The organism is Psychromonas aquatilis, assembly GCF_038155185.1.
GTDB classification, from domain to species: domain Bacteria; phylum Pseudomonadota; class Gammaproteobacteria; order Enterobacterales; family Psychromonadaceae; genus Psychromonas; species Psychromonas aquatilis.
The window spans coordinates 19,022-40,629 of sequence record NZ_JBAKAZ010000008.1 but is presented as its reverse complement, the minus strand read 5'-3'; the positions used below and the strand labels follow the sequence as shown (position 1 = coordinate 40,629).

17 protein-coding genes are annotated in these 21,608 nt (G+C 37.8%); 11 read left to right on the top strand and 6 right to left on the bottom strand.

The genetic code is table 11. From position 1 onward, the window contains the following. Positions 1–306: 306 nt before the first annotated feature. From V6256_RS03510 to V6256_RS03480, 7 genes are all read left to right on the top strand, one after another. Positions 307–1,281, top strand: coding sequence for a dipeptidase (locus V6256_RS03510; protein WP_341596676.1), 975 nt, complete (start codon positions 307–309; stop codon positions 1,279–1,281). Positions 1,282–1,400: 119 nt separating this feature from the next. Next, positions 1,401–3,005 carry an ABC transporter substrate-binding protein gene (locus V6256_RS03505; protein WP_341596675.1) on the top strand — a complete coding sequence of 535 codons (1,605 nt, stop codon included), beginning with the start codon at positions 1,401–1,403 and terminating at the stop codon, positions 3,003–3,005. Then, entirely contained in the window at positions 3,002–4,075 is a 1,074-nt protein-coding gene (locus V6256_RS03500) for an ABC transporter permease (RefSeq protein ID WP_341596674.1), read from the top strand. Before V6256_RS03505 ends, V6256_RS03500 begins: the two co-directional genes overlap by 4 nt. A 55-nt stretch (positions 4,076–4,130) precedes the next feature. After that, positions 4,131–5,051, top strand: a complete 921-nt coding sequence (locus tag V6256_RS03495) for an ABC transporter permease (RefSeq protein ID WP_341596673.1) — start codon at positions 4,131–4,133, stop codon at positions 5,049–5,051. Next, complete coding sequence (locus tag V6256_RS03490) at positions 5,051–5,920, top strand: ABC transporter ATP-binding protein (RefSeq protein WP_341596672.1); 870 nt, start codon at positions 5,051–5,053, stop codon at positions 5,918–5,920. Before V6256_RS03495 ends, V6256_RS03490 begins: the two co-directional genes overlap by 1 nt. Then, complete coding sequence (locus V6256_RS03485; RefSeq protein ID WP_341596671.1) at positions 5,917–6,726, top strand: ABC transporter ATP-binding protein; 810 nt, start codon at positions 5,917–5,919, stop codon at positions 6,724–6,726. Before V6256_RS03490 ends, V6256_RS03485 begins: the two co-directional genes overlap by 4 nt. Positions 6,727–7,095: 369 nt before the next feature. Then, positions 7,096–8,514 carry an alanine/glycine:cation symporter family protein gene (locus tag V6256_RS03480; RefSeq protein WP_341596670.1) on the top strand — a complete coding sequence of 473 codons (1,419 nt, stop codon included), beginning with the start codon at positions 7,096–7,098 and terminating at the stop codon, positions 8,512–8,514. A 395-nt stretch (positions 8,515–8,909) separates the two neighbouring features. Here the strand turns inward: V6256_RS03480 and V6256_RS03475 are convergent, their stop codons facing one another. Further along, complete coding sequence (locus V6256_RS03475; protein ID WP_341596669.1) at positions 8,910–11,153, bottom strand: peptidase U32 family protein; 2,244 nt, start codon at positions 11,151–11,153, stop codon at positions 8,910–8,912. A 251-nt stretch (positions 11,154–11,404) separates the two neighbouring features. On the opposite strand from V6256_RS03475, the gene V6256_RS03470 reads away from it, so the two are divergent. Next, positions 11,405–11,878, top strand: a complete 474-nt coding sequence (locus V6256_RS03470; protein WP_341596668.1) for a peroxiredoxin — start codon at positions 11,405–11,407, stop codon at positions 11,876–11,878. A 59-nt stretch (positions 11,879–11,937) separates the two neighbouring features. Here the strand turns inward: V6256_RS03470 and sfsA are convergent, their stop codons facing one another. Then, positions 11,938–12,627: a DNA/RNA nuclease SfsA gene (gene sfsA, locus V6256_RS03465; protein ID WP_341596667.1), complete on the bottom strand. Its 690-nt coding sequence runs from the start codon at positions 12,625–12,627 to the stop codon at positions 11,938–11,940. 129 nt (positions 12,628–12,756) lie between these two features. Here sfsA and V6256_RS03460 point away from each other — a divergent pair, with 129 nt between their 5' ends. From V6256_RS03460 to V6256_RS03450, 3 genes are all read left to right on the top strand, one after another. Beyond that, on the top strand, positions 12,757–12,954 hold the full coding sequence (locus V6256_RS03460; protein ID WP_341596666.1) for a hypothetical protein: 198 nt from the start codon (positions 12,757–12,759) through the stop codon (positions 12,952–12,954). Between the two features lie 75 nt (positions 12,955–13,029). After that, positions 13,030–14,658, top strand: coding sequence for an NAD(P)/FAD-dependent oxidoreductase (locus V6256_RS03455; protein WP_341596665.1), 1,629 nt, complete (start codon positions 13,030–13,032; stop codon positions 14,656–14,658). A 178-nt stretch (positions 14,659–14,836) separates the two neighbouring features. Continuing rightward, on the top strand, positions 14,837–15,766 hold the full coding sequence (locus V6256_RS03450; RefSeq protein ID WP_341596664.1) for a D-2-hydroxyacid dehydrogenase: 930 nt from the start codon (positions 14,837–14,839) through the stop codon (positions 15,764–15,766). A gap of 96 nt (positions 15,767–15,862) precedes the next feature. Here the strand turns inward: V6256_RS03450 and V6256_RS03445 are convergent, their stop codons facing one another. The 4 genes from V6256_RS03445 to ppnN form a co-directional block, all read right to left on the bottom strand. Further along, positions 15,863–17,158, bottom strand: coding sequence for an NCS2 family permease (locus V6256_RS03445; RefSeq protein WP_341596663.1), 1,296 nt, complete (start codon positions 17,156–17,158; stop codon positions 15,863–15,865). Between the two features lie 271 nt (positions 17,159–17,429). Beyond that, the gene (locus tag V6256_RS03440) at positions 17,430–19,148 is read right to left on the bottom strand and encodes a hypothetical protein (protein WP_341596662.1); all 1,719 of its coding nucleotides are present in this window, start codon (positions 19,146–19,148) and stop codon (positions 17,430–17,432) included. A gap of 135 nt (positions 19,149–19,283) precedes the next feature. After that, a complete protein-coding gene (gene xni, locus V6256_RS03435) occupies positions 19,284–20,072 on the bottom strand; it encodes a flap endonuclease Xni (protein ID WP_341596661.1) in 789 nt (262 codons plus the stop codon). Position 20,073: 1 nt separating this feature from the next. Next, entirely contained in the window at positions 20,074–21,426 is a 1,353-nt protein-coding gene (ppnN, locus tag V6256_RS03430; protein WP_341596660.1) for a nucleotide 5'-monophosphate nucleosidase PpnN, read from the bottom strand. Between the last annotated feature and the right edge of the window lie 182 nt (positions 21,427–21,608).

Below are 21,608 nucleotides of genomic sequence, written 5' to 3'. Positions count from 1 at the left end.
AACTTCTTCACCCCTTTATAACTTAGAGCATTTGATGCTGCTGCGCTAAATACTTACTTTCAGTTAAAAATAAATATTATTTAGTCAAAGTGGCCAAGTTGGCACATTTATTCCTTATGTATTAAGCATTAAGTGATAAATGAATATTTTCGTGATTTTAATCATATTTTAAGAGCATGGTGCACCTTTAGGGAGCAGTAATGCACTATTTTAATTGTTTGTATCGAGCATATTAAGTTCAATATCACATTTAACAGTTTGTTCTTAAATCATTTTTACCGTTATTTCGTTATCGAGGAGAAGACTTTGTCAATAACACCTGTTTGGGATGCGCATACTTGTGTGCCTTTATTTCCTGAGTACGATTTAGCTTCTCTACAGCGACATATTGATTGCGGCGCTTATTACATTTCAATCAATATTGGCATGGACTTTAATCCGCTAGAAGAGATTATTAAAATTATTGCCGGATTTCGAAAACGTATTAGTGAGCTTGATTTTTTAATCCAAGTAAAGAGCTTTGCAGACGTTGAACGTGCTCAACGAGAAGGTAAATTAGCGATCTCTTTTGATTTAGAAGGGGGAGTGCCTTTATCTGAAAGTCCGGCAATGGTTGATCTTTTAGCGACACTAGGTGTTCGACAGATTCATCTTGCTTATAACCGAAGTAACTCTCTCGCTGGTGGTTGTCATGACCATGATTCAGGACTAACGGCAAAAGGCCGTCAAATTGTTGATGCGATCAATGCAAATAAATTATTTATGGATGTATCTCATACGGGCTACCGAACAAGTATGGATATTTTTGAGTATTCGCAGAAGCCAGTCATCATTAGCCATGGTAACCCTAGGGCACTTAAAGATCACGGACGCAATTATCAAGATGATCAGTTACTTGCTTGTGCTGCAACAGGCGGCGTGGTTTGTGTTAATGGTGTTGCGCGATTTTTGAATTCAGCTGAGGCGAGTGCTGAAAGCATGGCTGAAGCTATCGATTATTTAGTGCAGTTATTAGGCCCTCAACATGTTGGTCTTGGGCTAGATTATGTCTATGACGCACACTTAGATAATGGACCTAAAGGGCTAGATACAGAATTTTGGTGGCCACCAGAGAAAGGCTACCAAAAACGTGATGATGGCTTTTTAAATCAATTGTATGCACCACCGGAGCGGTTTCTAGCCATATCAAAGATCTTGGCTGCTAAGGGTTATCAAAAAACAGATATTGACGCTATTTATGGAGGCAATATGCGCACTTTAGCGCAGAAGCTATGGCGTTAAAATATTTTAAGAGTAGGTTAAGAAAAGAGTAAAAGTTTATTTTACAACAATTTAGGAAATCGAATGCTTGGTAAAATATTAACCAAGAAATTACATGGATAGAAAATTTTGGAGGTTACATGAAGGGACTTTTTCACAAAGTGAGCCGCTTAATAAGCATCACTGGTTTAACATTTGCACTATCAACCAGTGTTGTTTCGGCTGCAACGCCTAAAGATTCATTAGTTGTTGGTTGGCAGTTTGATGACATTATCTCTTTAGATAGTGCTGAAGTATTTGAGTTTTCAGGATCTGAAATCGTAGGGAACACTTACGACCGTTTAATTGGCTATGATCCTGATGATGTTTCAAACATATTCGGTATTGCTGCAGAAAGCTGGACGATTAGTGAAGATGGTAAAACATTCACTTTCAAAATGCGTAAGGGAATTAAATTTGCTTCAGGCAATGAATTAACCGCTGATGATGCTGCTTTTTCTTTACAGCGTGCTGTTATTTTAAATAAATCACCTGCATTTATTTTAACGCAATTTGGTTTTACAGCAGAAAATGTAAATAGCAAAATCAAAGCCGTTGATGCAGATACTTTAATTATAGAAACAGATAAAGCCTATGCACCGACCTTTTTATTATATTGCTTAACAGCCACTATTGCCTCGGTTGTTGATAAACAAGAAGTCATGAAACATGAAGTCGATGGTGACATGGGATTTGCTTGGTTACGAACCAATTATGCAGGGTCAGGTCCTTTCAAAATTGAACAGTGGAAACCTTCTGAAATATTAGTCTTAAGTGCAAATGAAAATTATTGGAATGGCGTACCTGCTATGAAGAAAGTCTTTATTCGTCATATCGGAGAATCATCTGTACAACAATTACTATTAGAAAAAGGTGACATTGATATTGCACGTAATTTAGAAACCGAGCAATTAAAAGTCGTGGCTGAAAATAAAGAGGTGAAATTACTGAAGAAAGGAAAAGGGACACTTCATTATCTTTCTATGAACCTTAAAGATCCTATTTTAGCTAATCCAAAAGTACAGTTAGCACTTAAATATTTAATTGATTATAAAGGTCTAGCAAATACTGTTTGGGAAGGTCGTGGTCAAATGCAACAAGCCTTTTTACCAAAAGGATTTTTAGGATCTTTAGAAGATCAACCTTTTACGTTAGATGTTGAGAAAGCTAAAGCGTTACTTGATGAAGCTGGCTACGGTGATGGCTTTGAAATGGATTTAATCGTACGTAACTCACCAATTCGTGTTGATACTGCAAAATCAATCCAAACGACTTTTGCTAAGGCGGGTATTAAAGTTAACTTGGTGCCAATGGATGGTAAACAAGTATTAACAGTATATCGTGCGCGCAAACATCAATTATTTTTAGGTACATGGGGACCTGATTACCAAGACCCGCATACTAATGCTGAAACCTTTGCTAGTAATTTAGATAATAGCGATGATTCAAGCGTTAAGACGGTTGCATGGCGTAATGCTTATGCGCCAGAGCAAATGAGTAAGGATACAATGGCAGCGTTATTAGAAACAGATACAGAAAAGCGTGCAGAGATGTATTTGGCCATTCAAAAAACACATCAACAGCAAGCTCCTTTTGCATTTATCATGCAAGAGCAAGAAGTGGCTGGGTTACGTGCTAATGTCGATGGTTATGTATTAGGGCCATCATTTGATGGAAATGCCTATAAAGACGTTGTGAAAAAATGATTCAAAAATCAACCTCATCAGGCGGCTTTCTAGCCGTCTTTTCTTCTCCTTTATATACTAAAAAAGTGAAACCATTTATTCATTTTTTTAGTATGTTGGCGATGACCTTTTTGGGTTTGTTACTCCTCACTTTTGTGATTGGCCGTCTTATGCCAACGGATCCTGTTATTGCTGTTATTGGTGATAAAGCCCCAGAAGCTTTATATCAAGCAACCTATATCGAAATGGGATTAGATAAATCCATCATTACACAGTTCTTATATTATATTAGTGGTGTTATTCAAGGGGATTTAGGGACTTCAGTACGTACCGCTAATTTGGTCACTGAAGATATTCTCAATTACTTCCCAGCTACGCTGGAGTTGGCAACGCTCGCAACTATCTTTGGTATTTTATTTGGTGTACCAATGGGCGTCTTCGCAGCTGTTCATCAAAATAAATGGCAAGATAATATGGTTCGACTTTTTGGATTAATTGGCCATAGTGCGCCCATTTTTTGGTTAGCCATGATAGGTATTGTGATTTTTTATCAGCATTTAGATTGGGTTGCCGCACCGGAAGGACGATTAAGTGTTATGTATGAATATACCCTAACTAAAGTTACCAATATGGTCTTAATCGATACATTGTTGGCAAGAGATTGGGGGGCGTTTAAAGATGCTTTTGCTCACATCATATTACCTGCATCACTCCTTTCTTATTACAGCGTCGCTTATTTAAGTCGAATGACGCGTTCATTCATGCTTGATCAGCTTAAACAAGAATACATCATAACTGCTCGTGTTAAAGGTGTTTCTGAAAATGCCATTATATGGAAGCATGCCTTAATGAATGCTTGGGTGCCTTTAATTACTGTTATTGCATTAACTTATGCAACATTACTAGAGGGCTCTGTTTTGACTGAAATCGTTTTTTCATGGCCGGGACTAGGGCGCTATATTACTGATGGTTTGTTAGCTGCTGATATGAATGCCGTTTTAGGGGGCACGATTGTTGTAGGTATGGTTTTCATCTTCTTAAATTTGACCTCTGATTTACTTTATAAAGTGCTCGACCCTAGAGCAAGATAATACACATATATGATGGGCTAGCTTTCTGAAAGAGTAGCCCAAAAGGTTCGTTAAAATGACAGAGTTAAAAAGCTGGCTGTTGGCCGAAAATCCTGATTCACGAAAACAAGCGGTGATCGGGCGTAGCTATTTAGGTTGGTTACGTTTTTATCATAATCCCTTGGCTATGATAGGGTTTGTTATTGTCGTGGCATTGCTATTAATGGCAATCTTTGCTCCTTATATTGCACCACAAGGTATTACTAGTGGCTTGACCGGTGATGCACTCGCTTCACAGCGTTTTCAGCCTCCATCTGCAGAGCATTGGTTTGGAACCGATGGGCAAGCGAATGATGTATTTAGTCGTATCGTCATGGGTAGCCGACTTACGTTATTGATTGTTGGTATTGTGATTTTTACAGCACCTGTGTTGGGCTTTATTATTGGTACGGTTTCTGGTTACTTTGGTGGCTGGGTTGATATTTTATTAATGCGTATTACAGATGTTTTCTTAGCATTTCCTAAGTTAGTGTTTGCTTTGGCATTAGCGGCAGCATTAGGGCGTGGTTTAGAGTCTGCTATTTTTGCGATTGCCATTACCTCGTGGCCTGCTTACGCGCGCCTTGCTCGAGCTGAAACATTAACGATTCGTAATAGTGATTATTTGGCGGCAGCAAAATTACAGGGAGCAGGGCATTGGCGTCTTATTTCCGTGCATATTATGCCGCTTTGTCTTTCTTCATTAATTGTAAGAGTGACATTAGATATGGCCGGCATCATTTTAACTGCCGCTGGATTAGGGTTCTTAGGGCTGGGTGCGCAACCTCCAATGCCAGAGTGGGGGGCAATGATTGCCGAAGGCCGTGATTATATTCTTAGTTACTGGTGGTTAGCTACTTTTCCTGGGCTAGCTATTTTTGTTGTTGCATTAGGTTTTAATTTATTAGGTGATGGTTTAAGAGATGTATTAGATCCTAAATCAGGAGGACAGCACTAATGAGCGAACAGCAAAATCAATTACTCGAAGTAAAAAACTTAAATGTGACCTTTCCTTCAGTGCATGGTGAAATACATGCAGTTAGAGACATTTCCTTTAAAATGGGACGTGAGAAAATCGCTATTGTAGGTGAATCGGGATCAGGAAAATCACAAACTGGACGAGCGATTTTAGGGTTGAGTCCTGGTAATGTAAATGCACAACAACTGATTTTTGACGGCACAGATTTACAGGCTTTATCACCTCGAGACTATCGGGAAATACGCGGCAAACGGATTTCTATGGTTATGCAGGATCCTAAGTATTCTTTAAATCCGGTTATGACGGTGGGTAAACAGATGATCGAAGCTTGCCAAATCCAAATGAAAGTTTCTAAAAAACAAGCGCTAAGCCGTTGTATGGAAATGCTTGAAGCCGTTCGTATCAGAAATCCTCAGCGTGTTTTTAATACTTATCCTCATGAGATATCAGGTGGGATGGGGCAGCGTATTATGATTGCGATGATGCTACTTTCGAGCCCAGACCTGTTAATTGCGGATGAACCAACATCAGCATTAGATGTAACAGTGCAGTTACAAGTGCTAGCTATTATGGATGACTTAGTAAAAGAGCGGGGAATGGGGTTAATACTTATTTCTCATGACTTACCTTTGGTGGCGAGTTTTTGTGATCGTATTTTGGTGATGTATGCCGGTCGAATTGTAGAAGAATTAGAAGCGGATAAATTGCAGGATGCAAAACACCCTTATACTCGGGGCTTACTTTCTTGCTTACCAAGCAATGCGGTTAAAGGTGAAGCGCTTTCTATAATGCAACGTCAAGATAATTGGTTAAATGATTCATTGGATGCACAAGGTAACCTAGTATGACACTAAAACAACAAGATAAAACGGATCCTGTCATTGAAATAGAAGGTCTGTCTATTCACTTTGGAGAAGGAGATCAACTTGTTAAAGCGGTAGATCATGTCTCGTTGAGCGTGCCTTCGCAGCAATCTTTTGGCTTAGTAGGCGAATCGGGATCTGGAAAGTCTACTATTTTACGTTCATTAGCCGGCCTTAATCATCATTGTGGTGGCGAAATACGCCTTGAAGGAGAGGCGTTATCCAATAAACGTAGTAAAGCTTTCTATAAAAAAGTACAAATGGTATTTCAAGACCCTTATGCTTCACTTCACCCAAGGCATACGATTGATAAAATACTTACAGAGCCACTGGCTATCCATGGGCTTAAACATCCAGAAAAACGTATTGCAGAAGTGATGGAGCAAGTTGCTTTACCAACTAAATTTCGCTTTCGTTACTCCCATCAATTATCGGGTGGGCAACGTCAACGTGTGGCGATTGCACGAGCTTTAATTTTAGAACCTAAAATTTTATTACTAGACGAACCAACATCAGCCCTTGATGTATCGATTCAAGCAGAGATTTTGAACTTATTAAATCAATTACGTGAAGAATTATCACTTACTTATTTACTGGTTAGCCATGACTTAGCGGTTGTTTCTTATATGTGTGAGCAAGTTGCTGTAATGCAGCATGGAAAAGTAGTTGAACTGTTACAAGTAGATAAAAATGGTAATACAAACGCACAACATCCATATACACAACAGTTAAATTTAGCGTCAAAAGGATATGATCGCCAAGTCATTGATCAGTTTATTGAACATCAATAAACAAGGTTTGATTATATTTTCTAAAATGAAAAACCTATTTTTGATAGGTGTGGGGTTGTTCGGTTTAATCTCGTCAGTGAGAGACTTTTCCCTTAAAAGTGAATCAATACTTTTATACCTTAACTTCGATTTATCACAGAGTTATGCTTGTATTGGTTATTATTTGCACTATAAGCTATTCTTTTTTGTTATATAAAAACTTGCCTATTATTACAATCTATTCATAATTGTGCGCAATGCTACTATCAAAGTAGCGAATGATGATGTTTCTCGTTCAAAAAGTAAGCATTATCACTTTACATTATGTGTATCAATATATTTTAAGTCACTCCATGGCTATATATATCACCAATAATAAAAGGAAGCATTATGGATTTAATCGAATCATTTTTTGGGGTCATTAATGACCTAACCTGGGGGTGGGCACTAGTACCATTCCTTATTATCTTCGGTCTGTTTTTTACGATTGTTACTGGGTTTGTACAATTCACGTTTTTTGGTCGAATGTTTCGGGTACTTAAAGGCAAAAATGATAGTTCAGGGAAAGGTGGCATTTCTGGTCGTGAAGCACTGCTATTATCTGTAGGTGGTCGTGTTGGTGGTGGTAATATCGCCGGCGTTGCAGTTGCAATCACACTTGGTGGCCCTGGTGCTGTATTTTGGATGTGGGCTGTTGCACTAGTTGGTATGGCAACAAGTTTAGTTGAATGTTCATTGGCTCAGCTTTATAAACGTAAAGAAAATGGTCAAATGCGTGGTGGTCCTGCTCGTACTATTATTTATGGACTTGGACAAGACTATAAATGGTTAGCCTCAGTTTACGCAGTATGTCTAATTGCTTCATTCGCAATCGGTTTTAATGCTTTCCAAGGTAATACTGTTGCCGGTGCTGCGCAAGATAGTTTAGGTATCGACCGTATGTGGTCTGCAATTGGCTTAGCAGTGATTACAGGCTTAATTGTTTACGGTGGAATCAAACGTATTGCCAAAGTAGCTGATGTTATTGTACCTATTATGGCACTTGCATATTTAGGAATGGCATTATTAGTTATTTTAATGAACATTACTGAAATTCCAACAGTACTTATGTCGATTGTTTCAAATGCATTTGGTCTAGAAGAAGTTGTTGGTGGTGGTATGGGGGCTGCGCTTGCGCAAGGCTTACGTCGTGGCTTATTTTCTAATGAAGCGGGTTTAGGTTCTGCGCCTAACGTTGCTGCAACGGCTGATGTTCCTCATCCAGTGAGCCAAGGTATTACACAATCTCTTTCAGTATTTATTGATACTATTGTTATTTGTAGTTGTACTGCTTTCATCATTCTTCTTGGTGATGTTTATGTACCAGGTGCTGAAGGTATTGATGGTGTTGTTCTTACTCAACAGTCACTTGTTTCACACGTTGGTAATTGGGCACAATACTTCTTAACAGGTGCTATTTTGTTATTTTCAATTAGCTCTATTATGTATAACTATTACCTTGGTGAAAATGCATTAACGTTTATGTCTAAAAACAAGGTGTCTGTGCACATTTTACGTTTATTTGTTATTGGTATGGTATTCCTAGGCGCTGTTGCTCCTGCTGCAACGTCAGTGTTCTTCTTCTCTGATCCATTGATGGGTGTGTTGGCAATCGTCAACTTATTAGCATTGATGATGCTTTTCCCAACCATTACACGTTTATTGAAAGATTATAAACAGCAGTTAAAAGATGGAGCTGATGAGCCGGTATTTGATCCAGCTAAATTCTCAGACTTAAATATTGATGTTGAAGCTTGGACTAAAAAATAAAGCGACGCCTTGATATTGTTTAAGTTATTAAAATAGCTTCAATAGTTTAAATCAACTTATTATTAATAACCGCAAAATCCGCTCTTCTTATGAAGTGCGGATTTTTTTATTTTAGAAGGGTTGGTGCTTCGAAAGTATGTCGTTTTTTGTGATGCATTACTTTAAAGCCTTTGACTAAGATTACTGAGTGAGCTTTCTTTTAACTAATCAATGTTTTGAAAATGAAATGACGTAGCTTATTTACTGTAACCATATCGATAATAAATGCCTTCCATTTTAGAAAAATATTCCATTTCGAATGTACTAGGTTAAGGTTTGTTAATAGGTGGAGGACGCTGTCTTAGGGAGGAAAGTCTGAGTTAATCAAGGACAGTCTTGATTAACTCAGTTTTAAATTATAGACCTTGTTGGTATTGCGCGTTCGTTGATACGGTTACCATGCCAGTCACAGTCGACGCTGCTTGTTGGTCACCGGCAATAAAGTCTTCAAAGTGTTTAATTAATTGCGCTTTATCTTGTTTTTCTTTTGAACCTGAGCCGATGTCAGTTAAATCTATAAAGAACTCATCAAATAAAGTTGAAAAGTCTCTTACCGCGTCAAAATTAAGAAATTGCTCATGATTATAAATACTTGGGTAACCACCTAATTGCTTATCAACAGCAAATGAGATGCCTTTGACATTAGTAATCGTTGTTGCTTTTTGACATTTCAACATACAACCATCTTCAATGCTTGGTTTATTACAGCCGACGGTTTGTTGGAAGAAACATTGGCGGCTAGTCATCATTAGAATAGGGTGGTAGATGCTATATAGCATTTTGAAATTAGCCGGGCGTTTAATGTTTTTAATTTGATTACGGTTTATTTCGTTGGAAATAAATGCGCCTGCACAATTAAGCTCTTCTTGCATGGTTAATAATGCATATGAGTTGGTTGTATTTAAAAATGGCCCTGCAATCCACTCAATGCCCATTTCAAAAGCTTTATATGCAATCCCTGTATTATTCGTAACAATACGCTCTGGCTTTAGTTCTTCAAGGATACGTACCGCTTCAATGTAATCTTTACCAATTAAGACGGCTGGGAACCAAGGAATAAAGCGAGGGTTGCGGACTAAAATATCACGTTGTTTATTACAGCGCTTTTTGAAGCTCTCTGGTAATTTAAAGTAGATATCTGCATCGGTAAGATCTCCTAAATATGCATCTTTTTCATCACTAATTAATATCGACAAGGTAGGTTTTTCATTTAATTTTGGGTGTGATGTTAATGGTGGAATCGTGACCGCAGGAATGACTTCTTTTTCACCATTAAGGTAATAAGCCACTTTATTTTTAATTTCTGTTAGTTCTTTAAACGGGATGGCTAAATTTTCTTGTAAGGCTGAGAAGTCAAAATCAGAGACGTTATAACGGCTATTTTTAAGGCTTTTAAAGCGCTTTTCTATTGCTGCAACCGTAATCGCTGATTGCTCTGATTTTATTAATAGAGAAGCAGACTGAACGATGTGTGTTTTATCATCAATGGTGATGGTCACAGTAAATGGTTGTCCAAGTTGTGCAGCAAAGCTTAATGATAAGTCGCTTTTATCGATATTTAAGGTTGCAATTTTTGCTGCAACTTCATCAACAATTTTATTCTTATCATCGCGTAAAACATCCTGTGCTTCTTGAATTTGTACCACTGAAATCGCATTACTTTTTTCATTCGCATGGGTAAAGCTGTTGTCTCGAGGGTTATCGATGAACATATCTTTGGTTAAATTACCCTTTAGGAATGAGTTGGTAAAATCACGATTGAATACTTTATACAAAGCAGAGTCATCAGCTAATAATTTACCGGTATCAATAAATTTATTAATTTGTTGGCGCCAGCTATCAACAACAGTATGAACATATTGAGCCCCTTTTATACGCCCTTCGATTTTTAATGAGTCGACACCCGCTTCAACTAAATCGGGTAGGTCAAACCAAGCTGAATTATCTTTTAAATTGAGTGGGTATTTATTACCTGCATTGGTTTCTTCATATTCATCACGACAAGCTTGGCTACAACGACCACGGTTACCTGAATTACCGACACTAACCGAGCTTGAATAACATTGCCCAGAAAAGGCAATACACAAGGCGCCGTGAACAAACACTTCAGTTAATACATCATGGTCATGTGCTAATGCAGTCAGTAACTTTATTTCTGTTAAATTAAGTTCTCTTGATAAATTGGCACGTGTCGCTCCAATTTTTGATAGGAATAATATCTGTCCTTCATTATGCGTTGTTAACTGTGTTGATGCATGAATGTGCAAGCTTGGGAAGTATTTTTTGACCAGGTTAAATAAACCTAAATCCTGCACAATAATGCCATCAATCCCGGTGTTTACTAATTGATTTAATAATTTTGTTAGCGCCGGAATTTCATGTTCCAATATAACGATATTCAGTGTTAAAAAGACTTCACATTGATACTCGTGGGCAAGCTTGATAATACCGACTAGGTCATCAAAAGACAGATTGGCAGCACGATTACGAGCATTAAAAATATCTAAGCCACAATAAATTGCGTTAGCCCCAGCAATTATTGCCGCTTTAATTGCGTCAACATCGCCGCCAGGGGCTAATAATTCGATTTTTCTACTCATAATACTCACCATCTTATTGAAATCATTTTTATTTGAGGCGCGAGTTTACTCTGATCCAGCCTGTTTTACTATGTTATCTCGTTGTTAGCTTAGCTTGCTTTATCTAAAGCTTCTCTTTATAAAAGTGATTAACCAGATCGTTAATCAGTGTTTATTCAGGCTAATAAAGCATAAACTAGATTGATTATTTAAATGTGTTAACAAAAAGTACGCTGTTAGCGTTTTATTTTTCTTTAATAGAGGTAATAAATATGATCGAAGTAGGCCAAAAGATTCCTGAAGTAACATTAAGCCAATTAACAGCTGACGGTATGCTTACACATGATGTAACAACCCTTTTTGCAGGTAAAAAAGTTGTTTTATTTGCTGTACCAGGAGCATTTACACCAACGTGTTCTGAAGCGCACTTACCAGGATATGTGGTACTGGCAGATAAATTAAAAGAAAAAGACGTGGACTTAATTGCTTGTGTTGCCGTTAATGATGCTTTTGTTATGAAAGCGTGGGGCGAAGTACATAACGCCTCTGAATTGTTAATGTTAGGTGATGGTGATGCAAGTTTTACACAAGCATTAGGGTTAGATAAAGATACTGCTGGCTTTGGTGGCGTTCGCTCACAGCGTTACGCAATGATTATTGAAGACGGCGTGGTAACAACATTAAATGTTGAAGAAGCTGGTGAATTTGAAGCAAGTAAGGCCGAAACAATCTTAGCCGCTCTATAAGTACTGAGATCATGCTGTTCGAGTAGATGTGCAGCATGATCGTTATGCAGTCTATTGTTTTAAAGATCGATGTAACTGGTTAAATCAGGGAAGTAACAGATAACTTCAACGCCTTCCATTTTAGCCTGTTCAAATAGAGCGGCATATTTCTTATCTATAAAGTCTGCTGCTTGTACGTTGTTAATACCAGAATGTAATACTGCAAATAATAATACACTGCGATAACCTTGATGTTTCATCTCTATTAACTCTCTAAGATGTTTCTGCCCACGCGTTGTAACGGCATCAGGAAAGAAACCATCTCCCACTTGATAACGTTCATCTAATAAAGTGCAGCTTTTTACTTCTACATAACAGTCAACTTTAGTTGGGTCGCTAAGCAGAAAGTCGATACGGCTATTTTCTTCTCCATATTTTACCTCGGCTTGGCAATCTTGATAACCAAGCAATTCTGGAATGCAACCTTGTTCAATTGCTGCTGCAACCAAAGCGTTCGCTTTAGCGGTGTTAACACAGATTAAGTGATTTTTTGACGTTAGCGTAAATTCCCAAGTGTATTGATATTTTCGCTTTTTATTGTCAGAAGTACTGTAAAAAATACTATCCCCTTGCTCACCACAGCCGGTCATCGCGCCTGTATTCGCACAGTAAATCGTTGTTTCTGTACCATCTTCTAAAATAACATCAGCTAAAAATCGTTTATAGCGTTTGATTAATGTGGCTTTTTTAAGGGGACTTGAAAATATCATATGCTTTTTACAACCTTAATATGTGAGCGCAAAATTTTAACATATTTTTAATAATTTGATGTTTACTATTTACAATTAACTGATAACTATTATCATTAAGTCGCTTGCATCATAAGAAAGGAGTCTAGGATGACTATTCAAATCGAAATCGATAAAGATAAATTAACATACTTGTTCGAGCTGGGAGTTTTATGTGCGGCTGATTTTCGTTGTTTAACTGCTGAATCTAAACAGGAAGTTTCTAAATTATGTTTGACCAGTTGTTCAAAACAATTACGTGCAATACCTTGTTCAATACCTATTTCCCTTTATAAAAGGGCACATTAAGCATTTAAACTTACCATTTTCACTAAGATCACGTAAACTACGCGCTTATTTTTTATGCTCAATGTTAGGTGAATCATGATACGTCTCAACCAAGTTAAATTACCGCTGGATCACAATCAAGATGCGTTACAGCAGTTTGTATTAACAAAGCTCAATATTAGCGAGCAGCAGTTGGTTAATATTCATGTTTTTAAGCGTGGTTACGATGCACGTAAAAAGAATCATATTACCTTAATTTACACATTAGATATTACGTTAGTTGACGTTGATGAAGCTAAGCTTTTAACTGCTTTCGAAAAAGATACTAATGTGCGTATTTCTCCTGATACAGATTACCAATACGTTGCCTCGGCACCTGCAAATTTACAAGAGCGCCCAATTGTTATCGGCATGGGACCTTGTGGTTTATTTGTGGCTTTGATGTTAGCGCAAATGGGCTTTAAACCAATCGTCCTAGAACGCGGTAAATCGGTGCATGAGCGTGCCAAAGATACTTTCCGTTTTTGGCGTACCAGCGAATTAAATACTGAGTCAAATGTGCAGTTTGGTGAAGGTGGTGCAGGTACATTCTCCGATGGTAAGTTATACAGCCAAGTTAAAGATCCTGGTTTTAAAGGGTTAAAAGTTAAACAAGAGTTTGTTGCAGCGGGCGCGCCAGCTGAAATTATTTACGTGAGTAAACCACATATCGGTACTTATAAATTAGTGACCATGGTTGAAAAGATGCGTCGTAAAATAATCGAACTCGGTGGTGAAATTCGCTTTGAAACGCGTGTTGAAGAGATCAATATGGAAGCGCAGGGCGAAGATAAGCAAGTAACAGGCGTAACTTTGCATAATGGCGAAGTGATTAACTCTCGTTATGTTGTTGCTGCAGTAGGGCATAGTGCCCGTGATACTTTCCAAATGTTGCACGATAAAGGTGTGTATATGGAAGCTCAATCATTCTCTATTGGATTCCGAATTGAGCATAAACAAGAGATGATCGACCAAGCGCGTTTTGGTATTAATGCCGGTCATCCTATTCTTGGTGCAGCTGATTATAAATTAGTACATCATTGTAAAAATGGCCGTAGTGTATACAGTTTCTGTATGTGTCCTGGTGGCGTAGTAGTGGCTGCAACCTCTGAAGAACATGCCGTCGTGACTAATGGTATGAGTCAATATTCACGTAGTGAACGTAATGCAAACAGTGCGATTGTTGTTGGCATCTCTCCTGAAGATTTCAATAATGATCCATTACAAGGTGTTGCTTTACAGCGTAAATTAGAGCGTCATGCTTATGTGATGGGAGGCAGTAATTATGATGCACCTGCGCAGATGGTTGGTGACTTCTTAGCTGCTGGCAAGGGAAAACCTTTTGAAAATGTAGAGCCTTCATACAAACCTAATGTGAAAATGACCGACCTGAGTGAGGCTTTACCTCAGTTTGCGATTGATGCTATTCGTGAAGCATTACCTGCTTTTGCTAAGAAGATTCGTGGCTTCGACAGTAAAGATGCGATGCTAACAGGGGTGGAAACTCGTACATCATCTCCTGTACAAATTAAGCGTGGTGCTGATCTCCAAAGCTTAAACACAAAAGGTTTATACCCAGGCGGTGAAGGTGCTGGTTATGCTGGTGGTATCTTATCTGCAGGTATTGACGGTATTAAAATTGCTGAAGCAGTTGCACTGAAAATGTTATCGGATATTGCTGAATAAATATCATGTTAATGAGTAGCGACAGATTTGCTACTCATTAACACTTATTTCTCCTTTGTTGTTTTTAATCTCTTCCGTACATTTTTACTTCCTTTCTAAAAACCTGTATACCTAATAACCTTTATTTATTACTTTGCTCATAAATATGATTTAGTAACTGTTGAATTAAGGAACTCCAATGAAAATTGTTTTATTAGATGCACTCACCTTAGGTGATAGTGATTTATCAGTATTTGATAGATTAGGCGAGTTAACGGTTTATCAAACAACCGCTGTAGAGGAAACCGCTACAAGATTAGTAGGCCAAGAGGTGATAATTACTAACAAAGTAGTGATCACAGCTCAACATATGGCTGATAACCCACAATTGAAACTTATCTGTATCTCTGCGACAGGGACCAATAATGTTGATTTAGAAGTGGCAAAAAAAGCAGGTATTGAAGTTAAAAATGTGTCTGGTTACTCTACTGAAAGTGTTAGTCAGGCGACTTTTTCTTTGCTGTTTCAACTTTTGCATCAAAGTCGTTACTATGACCAATACATTGCCGATAAAAAGTGGTGTGAAAGCCCTGTATTTACCCATATAGAGCGCCCTTTCTTTGAGTTAAAAGGAAAGCGTTGGGGAATAGTTGCGATGGGGGAGATTGGACAACGCGTTGCTCAATTAGCAAGTGCTTTTGGTTGTGAGGTTTGTTATTACTCAACATCAGGAAAGAATCATCAGCAAAGTATTCCACAGGTTGATTTGCCTACACTATTGAGTGAATGTGATGTTATTTCTATCCATGCTCCACTTAATGCTCAGACGGAAAATTTAATTGCTGCTGAGCAACTAAAACAATTAAAACCCGGCGCGATTATATTGAATTTAGGTCGTGGTGGAATTATTGATGAAAGTGCAATGGCAGTCGCTTTAGATACGCAAGATATCTATCATGGAACGGATGTATTAGCAGTAGAGCCAATGCAGCAAAATCATCCTTACCTTTCTGTAAAAGCTGATCACCGTTTAGTAGTGACGCCACATACAGCTTGGGCAAGTAATGAAGCTCGAGTTTGTTTACTAGAAAAAGTAGTGGATAATATCAAGACGTTTATTGAAGAGTAAAGTGCGCTGTAACAGGGTTTTTATTGTTGAAATCTAGATAATGAAAGCCGTGTACCCTCTACTGAAGGCAACACGGCTTAAATTGAATGTGTATTTTTAGCCTGGGAAGAAGATCAGTTTAGCTAAAAATAATACTGCTAAGAACCACACGCTGGCACTAAGCTCACTTGCTTTACCGCTGGCTACTTTAATCACTGCATAAGCAATAAAACCAATAGTGATACCGTTAGCAATAGAAAAGGTAAGTGGCATCATTAATGCGACTATCACCACAGGGGCTGCCTCTGTAATATCTTCCCAGTCGATCGTTTGCAAGCCACCAACCATTAAAATAGCAACATATAATAATGCACCTGATGTAGCGTAAGCGGGAATCATACCTGCTAAAGGAGCAAAAAATAATGCAAATAGAAATAAGATACCTACCACTACCGCAGTTAAACCTGTACGGCCACCTTCAGAGACACCTGCAACACTTTCAATGTAACTAGTGGTTGTTGATGTACCTAATACCGAACCGGCCATTGATGCGCCACTATCGGCTAATAAAGCTCTATTCAAACGAGGTAAATTTCCGTCTTTATCTAATAACTTTGCCTTATCTGCGACTGCGATTAAAGTCCCTGACGTATCGAATAAATCTACGAATAAGAAAGCAAATACAATACTAATCATGCCGACATTAAATGCACCAGCGATATCCATTTGCATAAAAGTAGGCGCAATGCTTGGCGGCATAGAGATAAGACCTGAATATTCTACATCACCCATTAATAACCCAAGTAATGTCACGGCTAAAATAGCAATTAATACGCCGCCTTTAATACGAAAATGTGCTAATGCAATGGTAATAATAAAAGCAACACTAGCTAGCACAGCTGGTAATGTTGTCATATCACCTAATGCAACTAAAGTGGCTGGATTAGCAATAATAATTCCTGAGTTTTTTAGCGCAATTAATGCTAAAAATAAGCCGATACCAGCTGCAATTCCTTTACGCATTGGTAATGGAATAGAGTTAATGATCCATTCACGTATTTTGAATAGACTTAATAATGTAAAACAAACACCCGATAAGAATACCGCTCCTAATGCAACCTGCCAGCTATAACCCATATGCAAAACAACAACATACGAGAAAAATGCATTCAAGCCCATGCCAGGGGCAAGGGCCACAGGGTAGTTGGCATATAAGCCCATGATAAAACAACCAACAGCTGCTGCTAAACATGTTGCGACAAATACTGCGCCGGGATCCATGCCTGTTGCTTTTAACATAGCAGGGTTAACAAAAATGATATAAGCCATGGTTAAAAAAGTGGTGATACCAGCAATTATTTCTGTTTTTACAGTGCTGTTGTTTTCACTTAGTTTGAATAATTTTTCTAGCATAATTTTTCCATTATTAGCAGTAAGGGTCTATTCCATCCGACCCATCAGGTAAGGACTAAAGGGTGATCAATGTCTCAATTATACCTATCGCTATTAAAGATGGAAAGCAACAGAATGCGCTCATTACAATGAATTTATAGGTAATTGATTTTAAATATTTTTTAATGCTTAGCTTAGCAAGGAGACGTTTTGCGGAGTTGTAGACTATTACAGATATAAAAAAACTGGCCGAAACCAGTTTTTGAATAATCAGTGTCGCCTATATTGTTTATTATTTAACGGCTTTACTATTAACCGTTGAATCGACTCTAATACCTTGTTCAGTGATATCTAAACCGCCTTTCATACGCATATCGTAATCTTTTAGATTTTGAATTTCGGCAGGTAAAAACTCATCAGACTTCTCAATTTCACCTAAAATAGGTGCTAATAATTTTGGAAGATCTAAGGCAATCTGTGCCACACCATTAGATGAAAGTTTTTCAGTTGATAAAGCGTTTGCTACTTTAGTTGCTTTCTCACCATTATAGATAACAAAATGGTTTCCTTTGATTGCCACCTGAGGGTCAATATTTAGTTCTGGTGGTATTGGCATAATTGATTTTAATGCAACAGCGGGACCATCAACAACTAAATCTAAAGCTGGGATAGGTGCTAACATTTTCAATGAATCAAATAATGCTTTTGGCGAATCGGCATGAATAGAAAATAATCCATCAAGTGAGTTTAACTGAGGTGTCGTTGAACTTAAATCGCTAAGGTCATAATCATAAATAGCACCACTAATCCCTTTTAAGCCAGAAGCCATGTTTGCTCCTATGCCTACCATTGCCAGTTGTTGTCCTGCTTGTGTTATGTCTGACTGCATTTTCTGCAATTCTGCACACTGATAACTTGGCGTGCTTAAATCTGAGAAAATATTGGTTAATGAACTTGATAATTTACTAACATCAAAACCATATGCAAAAGAGGCAATCTTATCATCATAACCTTGGGTATATTCAGGAATAAAGCCACGAAGTGCATTAAGCGAATTTAAGATAACTTGGTTTTTACTTTCAATAATCGCTGAGAAACCAACTGTTGCTTGGTCTTTGTCAATATCGAGTTGTGTGTAACCAAATGCAGTACGCGGCCAGTTTTGCGCTATAGAGTTAAACTCCTGTTGGCAAATTGTGCTTTGAATAGCTGTTAACGGGTTTCTACTTTCATTTTTAAGAAGTTCTGTTAATTGTTTAGCAATAAGGTTGCCGTCAGTTGTAGTTAAACCTTTAACAATTTCCACATGATTAACAAAACCAATACTTGATTCAGAAAGGTTATGTTGTTTTGCTATTTCTGTAATAGTACCTGTGTCTGCCAGTGATTTTTCAGGTTTTTGTTGTTCCAGTGCCATCGCCAGTGCTTGGTCTGTGAAAATGTCTGATTTTAAGGTGAAGGTGAATAGACCATTTGCTTGTGAAATGATTAACTCAACTTTCATTTGGTCATCGTCCTCAGTTAACTGGTAGCTACGATAAGGCTGCTCGTTTAATTTCCCATCAGTATGTGTGAAGCCAGTTTCTTGCTCACTTTTATCGAGTAAATCCCAAAATACTTGTGGATCAGCGACTTCTATTTTAACCACGGGTAATAAGCCAATAGTATAAGCATAAGCTCTAACTTGATCTGCTAAGCCAAAGTTAGTTGCTAATAGAGAAGGGGTCTTTACTGCTTCTTGGTATGCATCAATGATATTTTGTGTGAAGTTAATGCCAGCGCTTTCATAGCCAAAAGCTTCAGAGAGTTTAATTTCTTGAGTATTATCTAAAGACGGGAATGAAGTTAAGTAATCTTTAAGTGGAAACGGTGCTAATTGTCCTGAGAAAATAGGCGTATCGGCTGGAACATAATTCAGTACATTATAAGCAGGTTGCTGTTCTTTTTGTTGATAAAGGTAAGCAGCCGCACCAACGGCAACAACAGCAATAGGTATTAATAATTTTTTCACGTATTAAGCTCCAGTAATTTATAAGTTAAATGGGGATTTATTTTTTAATAAAATATTAGTCAATTAGTTTATCAGAATGTTCAGCTTAAATTTATTTGATTTAATACTCAAATACCTAAAAAGATCCAGAAAGGATCATTTTGATTGAGGATAACGCAAATCTTTTAAATTAAAACCAAGCTGAATGTCCTTTTTTAATGAGACTAACTGCTTGGCTAATGTCACTTCTTGATGTTGGGTTTGCACTTTTAAAAGGCGTTTATCAGTGGTGGGTTGATCGTTAGTTGCAAGCATATTATTTAAACTTTGATATTCTTTTAAAAGGGTTAGCGCTCCTTTTTCTCCCACGCCTTCCACGCCTTTGATAGCACTACTGCTTATCCCTGTAATTGCCCAGTAATCAATGAGTTGATTTATCTTAATTCCCCATCGTTGCTCTATAAAGTAGCTATCTAAATGTTGAGACTGAAAGTAATCATAAATACTGGTGTATGCATTTAATAATTGATAAAAGCCTTTATCTGTTGAGACAATGATACAACGTTGTTGATATTCTGTGACTTTATCAGCGAGTGTCGCAATCAGGTCATCGGCTTCATCTTGCTCTGTAATAAGCGATTCAATACCCATTTCATAAAAGGCATCTTGTATCTTTGGTAAATAATCTTTTAAGGCAGTCGGTATTGGTTTTCTACCTTGTTTGTATTCACTAAAAAGTGCATGACGCCAACTTTTCTGATGGCTATCAAATACACAAATGACATGTGTTGGCTGATGAACACGCAACATTTTTTGTAAGGCATTACAGGCCGTATTGCTTGTGGCACTTAAAGCAAAGTCTATGTTTTTATTTTGTTTTTCTTGAACTGCATAGATGCGACGTATTAAATTCATCGCATCAATTATTAATAAACAAGCACTCATATTATATTTTTATCTTATAGCAAGGAATGTATTCACTACCGGGTAACTTCATTCTGCCTTGTTTTATAAAGCTTTTTAGAAGTTTATCAACACGTTCCATCAGTGCTTTCTCTCCGGTTAATAGAAAAGGACCATTTTCTTCAATCGATTTAATACCTTCATCCTTTACATTACCACCGACTATTCCGGAAAAAACACGTCGTAAATTCGAGGCAAGTTGGTCTTTAGGTTGATCATGGTGTAATACTAAATTCGCCATATTGTCATGATTAGGTATAAATGTCTCTTGAAACTCTGGTGCAATCTTCAATGTCCAATTAAATGAATAAGCATCACCAATTGCTTTGCGATACTCTTTAACGCGTTTCATCGATTTCTTTACTAATTTTGCTACGCTAGGCGCATCATCAATAATAATATGGTAGTGCTCTCTGGCTTCAATGCCCAGTGTATTAACAATAAAATCATCAATTGCTTCGAAATAGTCAGCACTACTTTTTGGCCCAGTTAAAATAATAGGGAGAGGTTGGCGTTTATTTTCAGGATGCATCATGATCCCAAGGATGTATAACAGTTCCTCTGCCGTGCCAGGCCCGCCTGGAAAAATAACAATACTGTGTGTAAAGCGCACAAAAGCTTCTAAGCGTTTTTCAATGTCAGGCAATATAACCAATTCATTGACAATCGGGTTTGGCGGCTCAGCGGCAATGATACCGGGCTCTGTTAATCCAACATAACGTCGATTCGCAACTCGCTGTTTAGCATGCCCGACAGCAGCCCCTTTCATAGGGCCCTCCATTGCACCTGGACCACAGCCAGTGCAAATATTAAGTTCTCTTAAGCCAAGTTGATTACCTACTTCACGTGTATACCTAAATTCAATATCACTAATTGAATGTCCGCCCCAACAAACCACCATATTAGGTTCAGCGCCTGCCTTTAAAACATTGGCATTACGTAGTATTGAAAAAACTAAGCTGGTGGTTTGTTCGCTATTAAACTGATTTGCAGTAGGTGGTTGAAGCTGTGTATTAACATATAACAAATCTCGTAAAACAGAGAATAGGTGATCTTGCATGCCTTTAATTAATTCACCGTCGATATAAGCATCTTCAGGCGGGTTTAATAACTCTAAGATCACGCCTCGCTCTTGATGCAACACATTAATTTCAAAGTCTTTGTGGCTCTCTAGGATCTCTTTACTGTTGTCCGTATGACTGCCAGATTTTAAAACAGCTAAAGAGCATTGTCTGAATAATTGATATATCTCACAGGAAGCGCTGTATTTTAATTGATTAACTTCTAATTGGGAAAGCAGTGCCATGCTTCCAACGGGACTGATATGTGAAATCATAATGTCTCCTTTTTTCTGTTATAAATTAACAGAGTGGATTGCAGATAGCATTTATTATTGAATATCCAAGTATGTCATTTTTCATAATTATAATATCACTCTCACTTTGCTCGACCCCTTTTAATGTGTAGAGCTATATTTAGTTGTGATAGTGATTTTGTTGAACGAAACAAGAAAGCACT

What these genes read in the sequence shown, in the direction of transcription:
- V6256_RS03505 (WP_341596675.1), top strand. Translation starts at nt 1,401, where the DNA reads ATGAAGGGACTTTTTCACAAAGTGAGCCGCTTAATAAGCATCACTGGT.
- V6256_RS03500 (WP_341596674.1), top strand. Translation starts at nt 3,002, where the DNA reads ATGATTCAAAAATCAACCTCATCAGGCGGCTTTCTAGCCGTCTTTTCT.
- V6256_RS03495 (WP_341596673.1), top strand. Translation starts at nt 4,131, where the DNA reads ATGACAGAGTTAAAAAGCTGGCTGTTGGCCGAAAATCCTGATTCACGA.
- V6256_RS03490 (WP_341596672.1), top strand. Translation starts at nt 5,051, where the DNA reads ATGAGCGAACAGCAAAATCAATTACTCGAAGTAAAAAACTTAAATGTG.
- V6256_RS03485 (WP_341596671.1), top strand. Translation starts at nt 5,917, where the DNA reads ATGACACTAAAACAACAAGATAAAACGGATCCTGTCATTGAAATAGAA.
- V6256_RS03480 (WP_341596670.1), top strand. Translation starts at nt 7,096, where the DNA reads ATGGATTTAATCGAATCATTTTTTGGGGTCATTAATGACCTAACCTGG.
- V6256_RS03475 (WP_341596669.1), bottom strand. Translation starts at nt 11,153, where the DNA reads ATGAGTAGAAAAATCGAATTATTAGCCCCTGGCGGCGATGTTGACGCA.
- V6256_RS03470 (WP_341596668.1), top strand. Translation starts at nt 11,405, where the DNA reads ATGATCGAAGTAGGCCAAAAGATTCCTGAAGTAACATTAAGCCAATTA.
- sfsA (WP_341596667.1), bottom strand. Translation starts at nt 12,627, where the DNA reads ATGATATTTTCAAGTCCCCTTAAAAAAGCCACATTAATCAAACGCTAT.
- V6256_RS03460 (WP_341596666.1), top strand. Translation starts at nt 12,757, where the DNA reads ATGACTATTCAAATCGAAATCGATAAAGATAAATTAACATACTTGTTC.
- V6256_RS03455 (WP_341596665.1), top strand. Translation starts at nt 13,030, where the DNA reads ATGATACGTCTCAACCAAGTTAAATTACCGCTGGATCACAATCAAGAT.
- V6256_RS03450 (WP_341596664.1), top strand. Translation starts at nt 14,837, where the DNA reads ATGAAAATTGTTTTATTAGATGCACTCACCTTAGGTGATAGTGATTTA.
- V6256_RS03445 (WP_341596663.1), bottom strand. Translation starts at nt 17,158, where the DNA reads ATGCTAGAAAAATTATTCAAACTAAGTGAAAACAACAGCACTGTAAAA.
- xni (WP_341596661.1), bottom strand. Translation starts at nt 20,072, where the DNA reads ATGAGTGCTTGTTTATTAATAATTGATGCGATGAATTTAATACGTCGC.
- ppnN (WP_341596660.1), bottom strand. Translation starts at nt 21,426, where the DNA reads ATGATTTCACATATCAGTCCCGTTGGAAGCATGGCACTGCTTTCCCAA.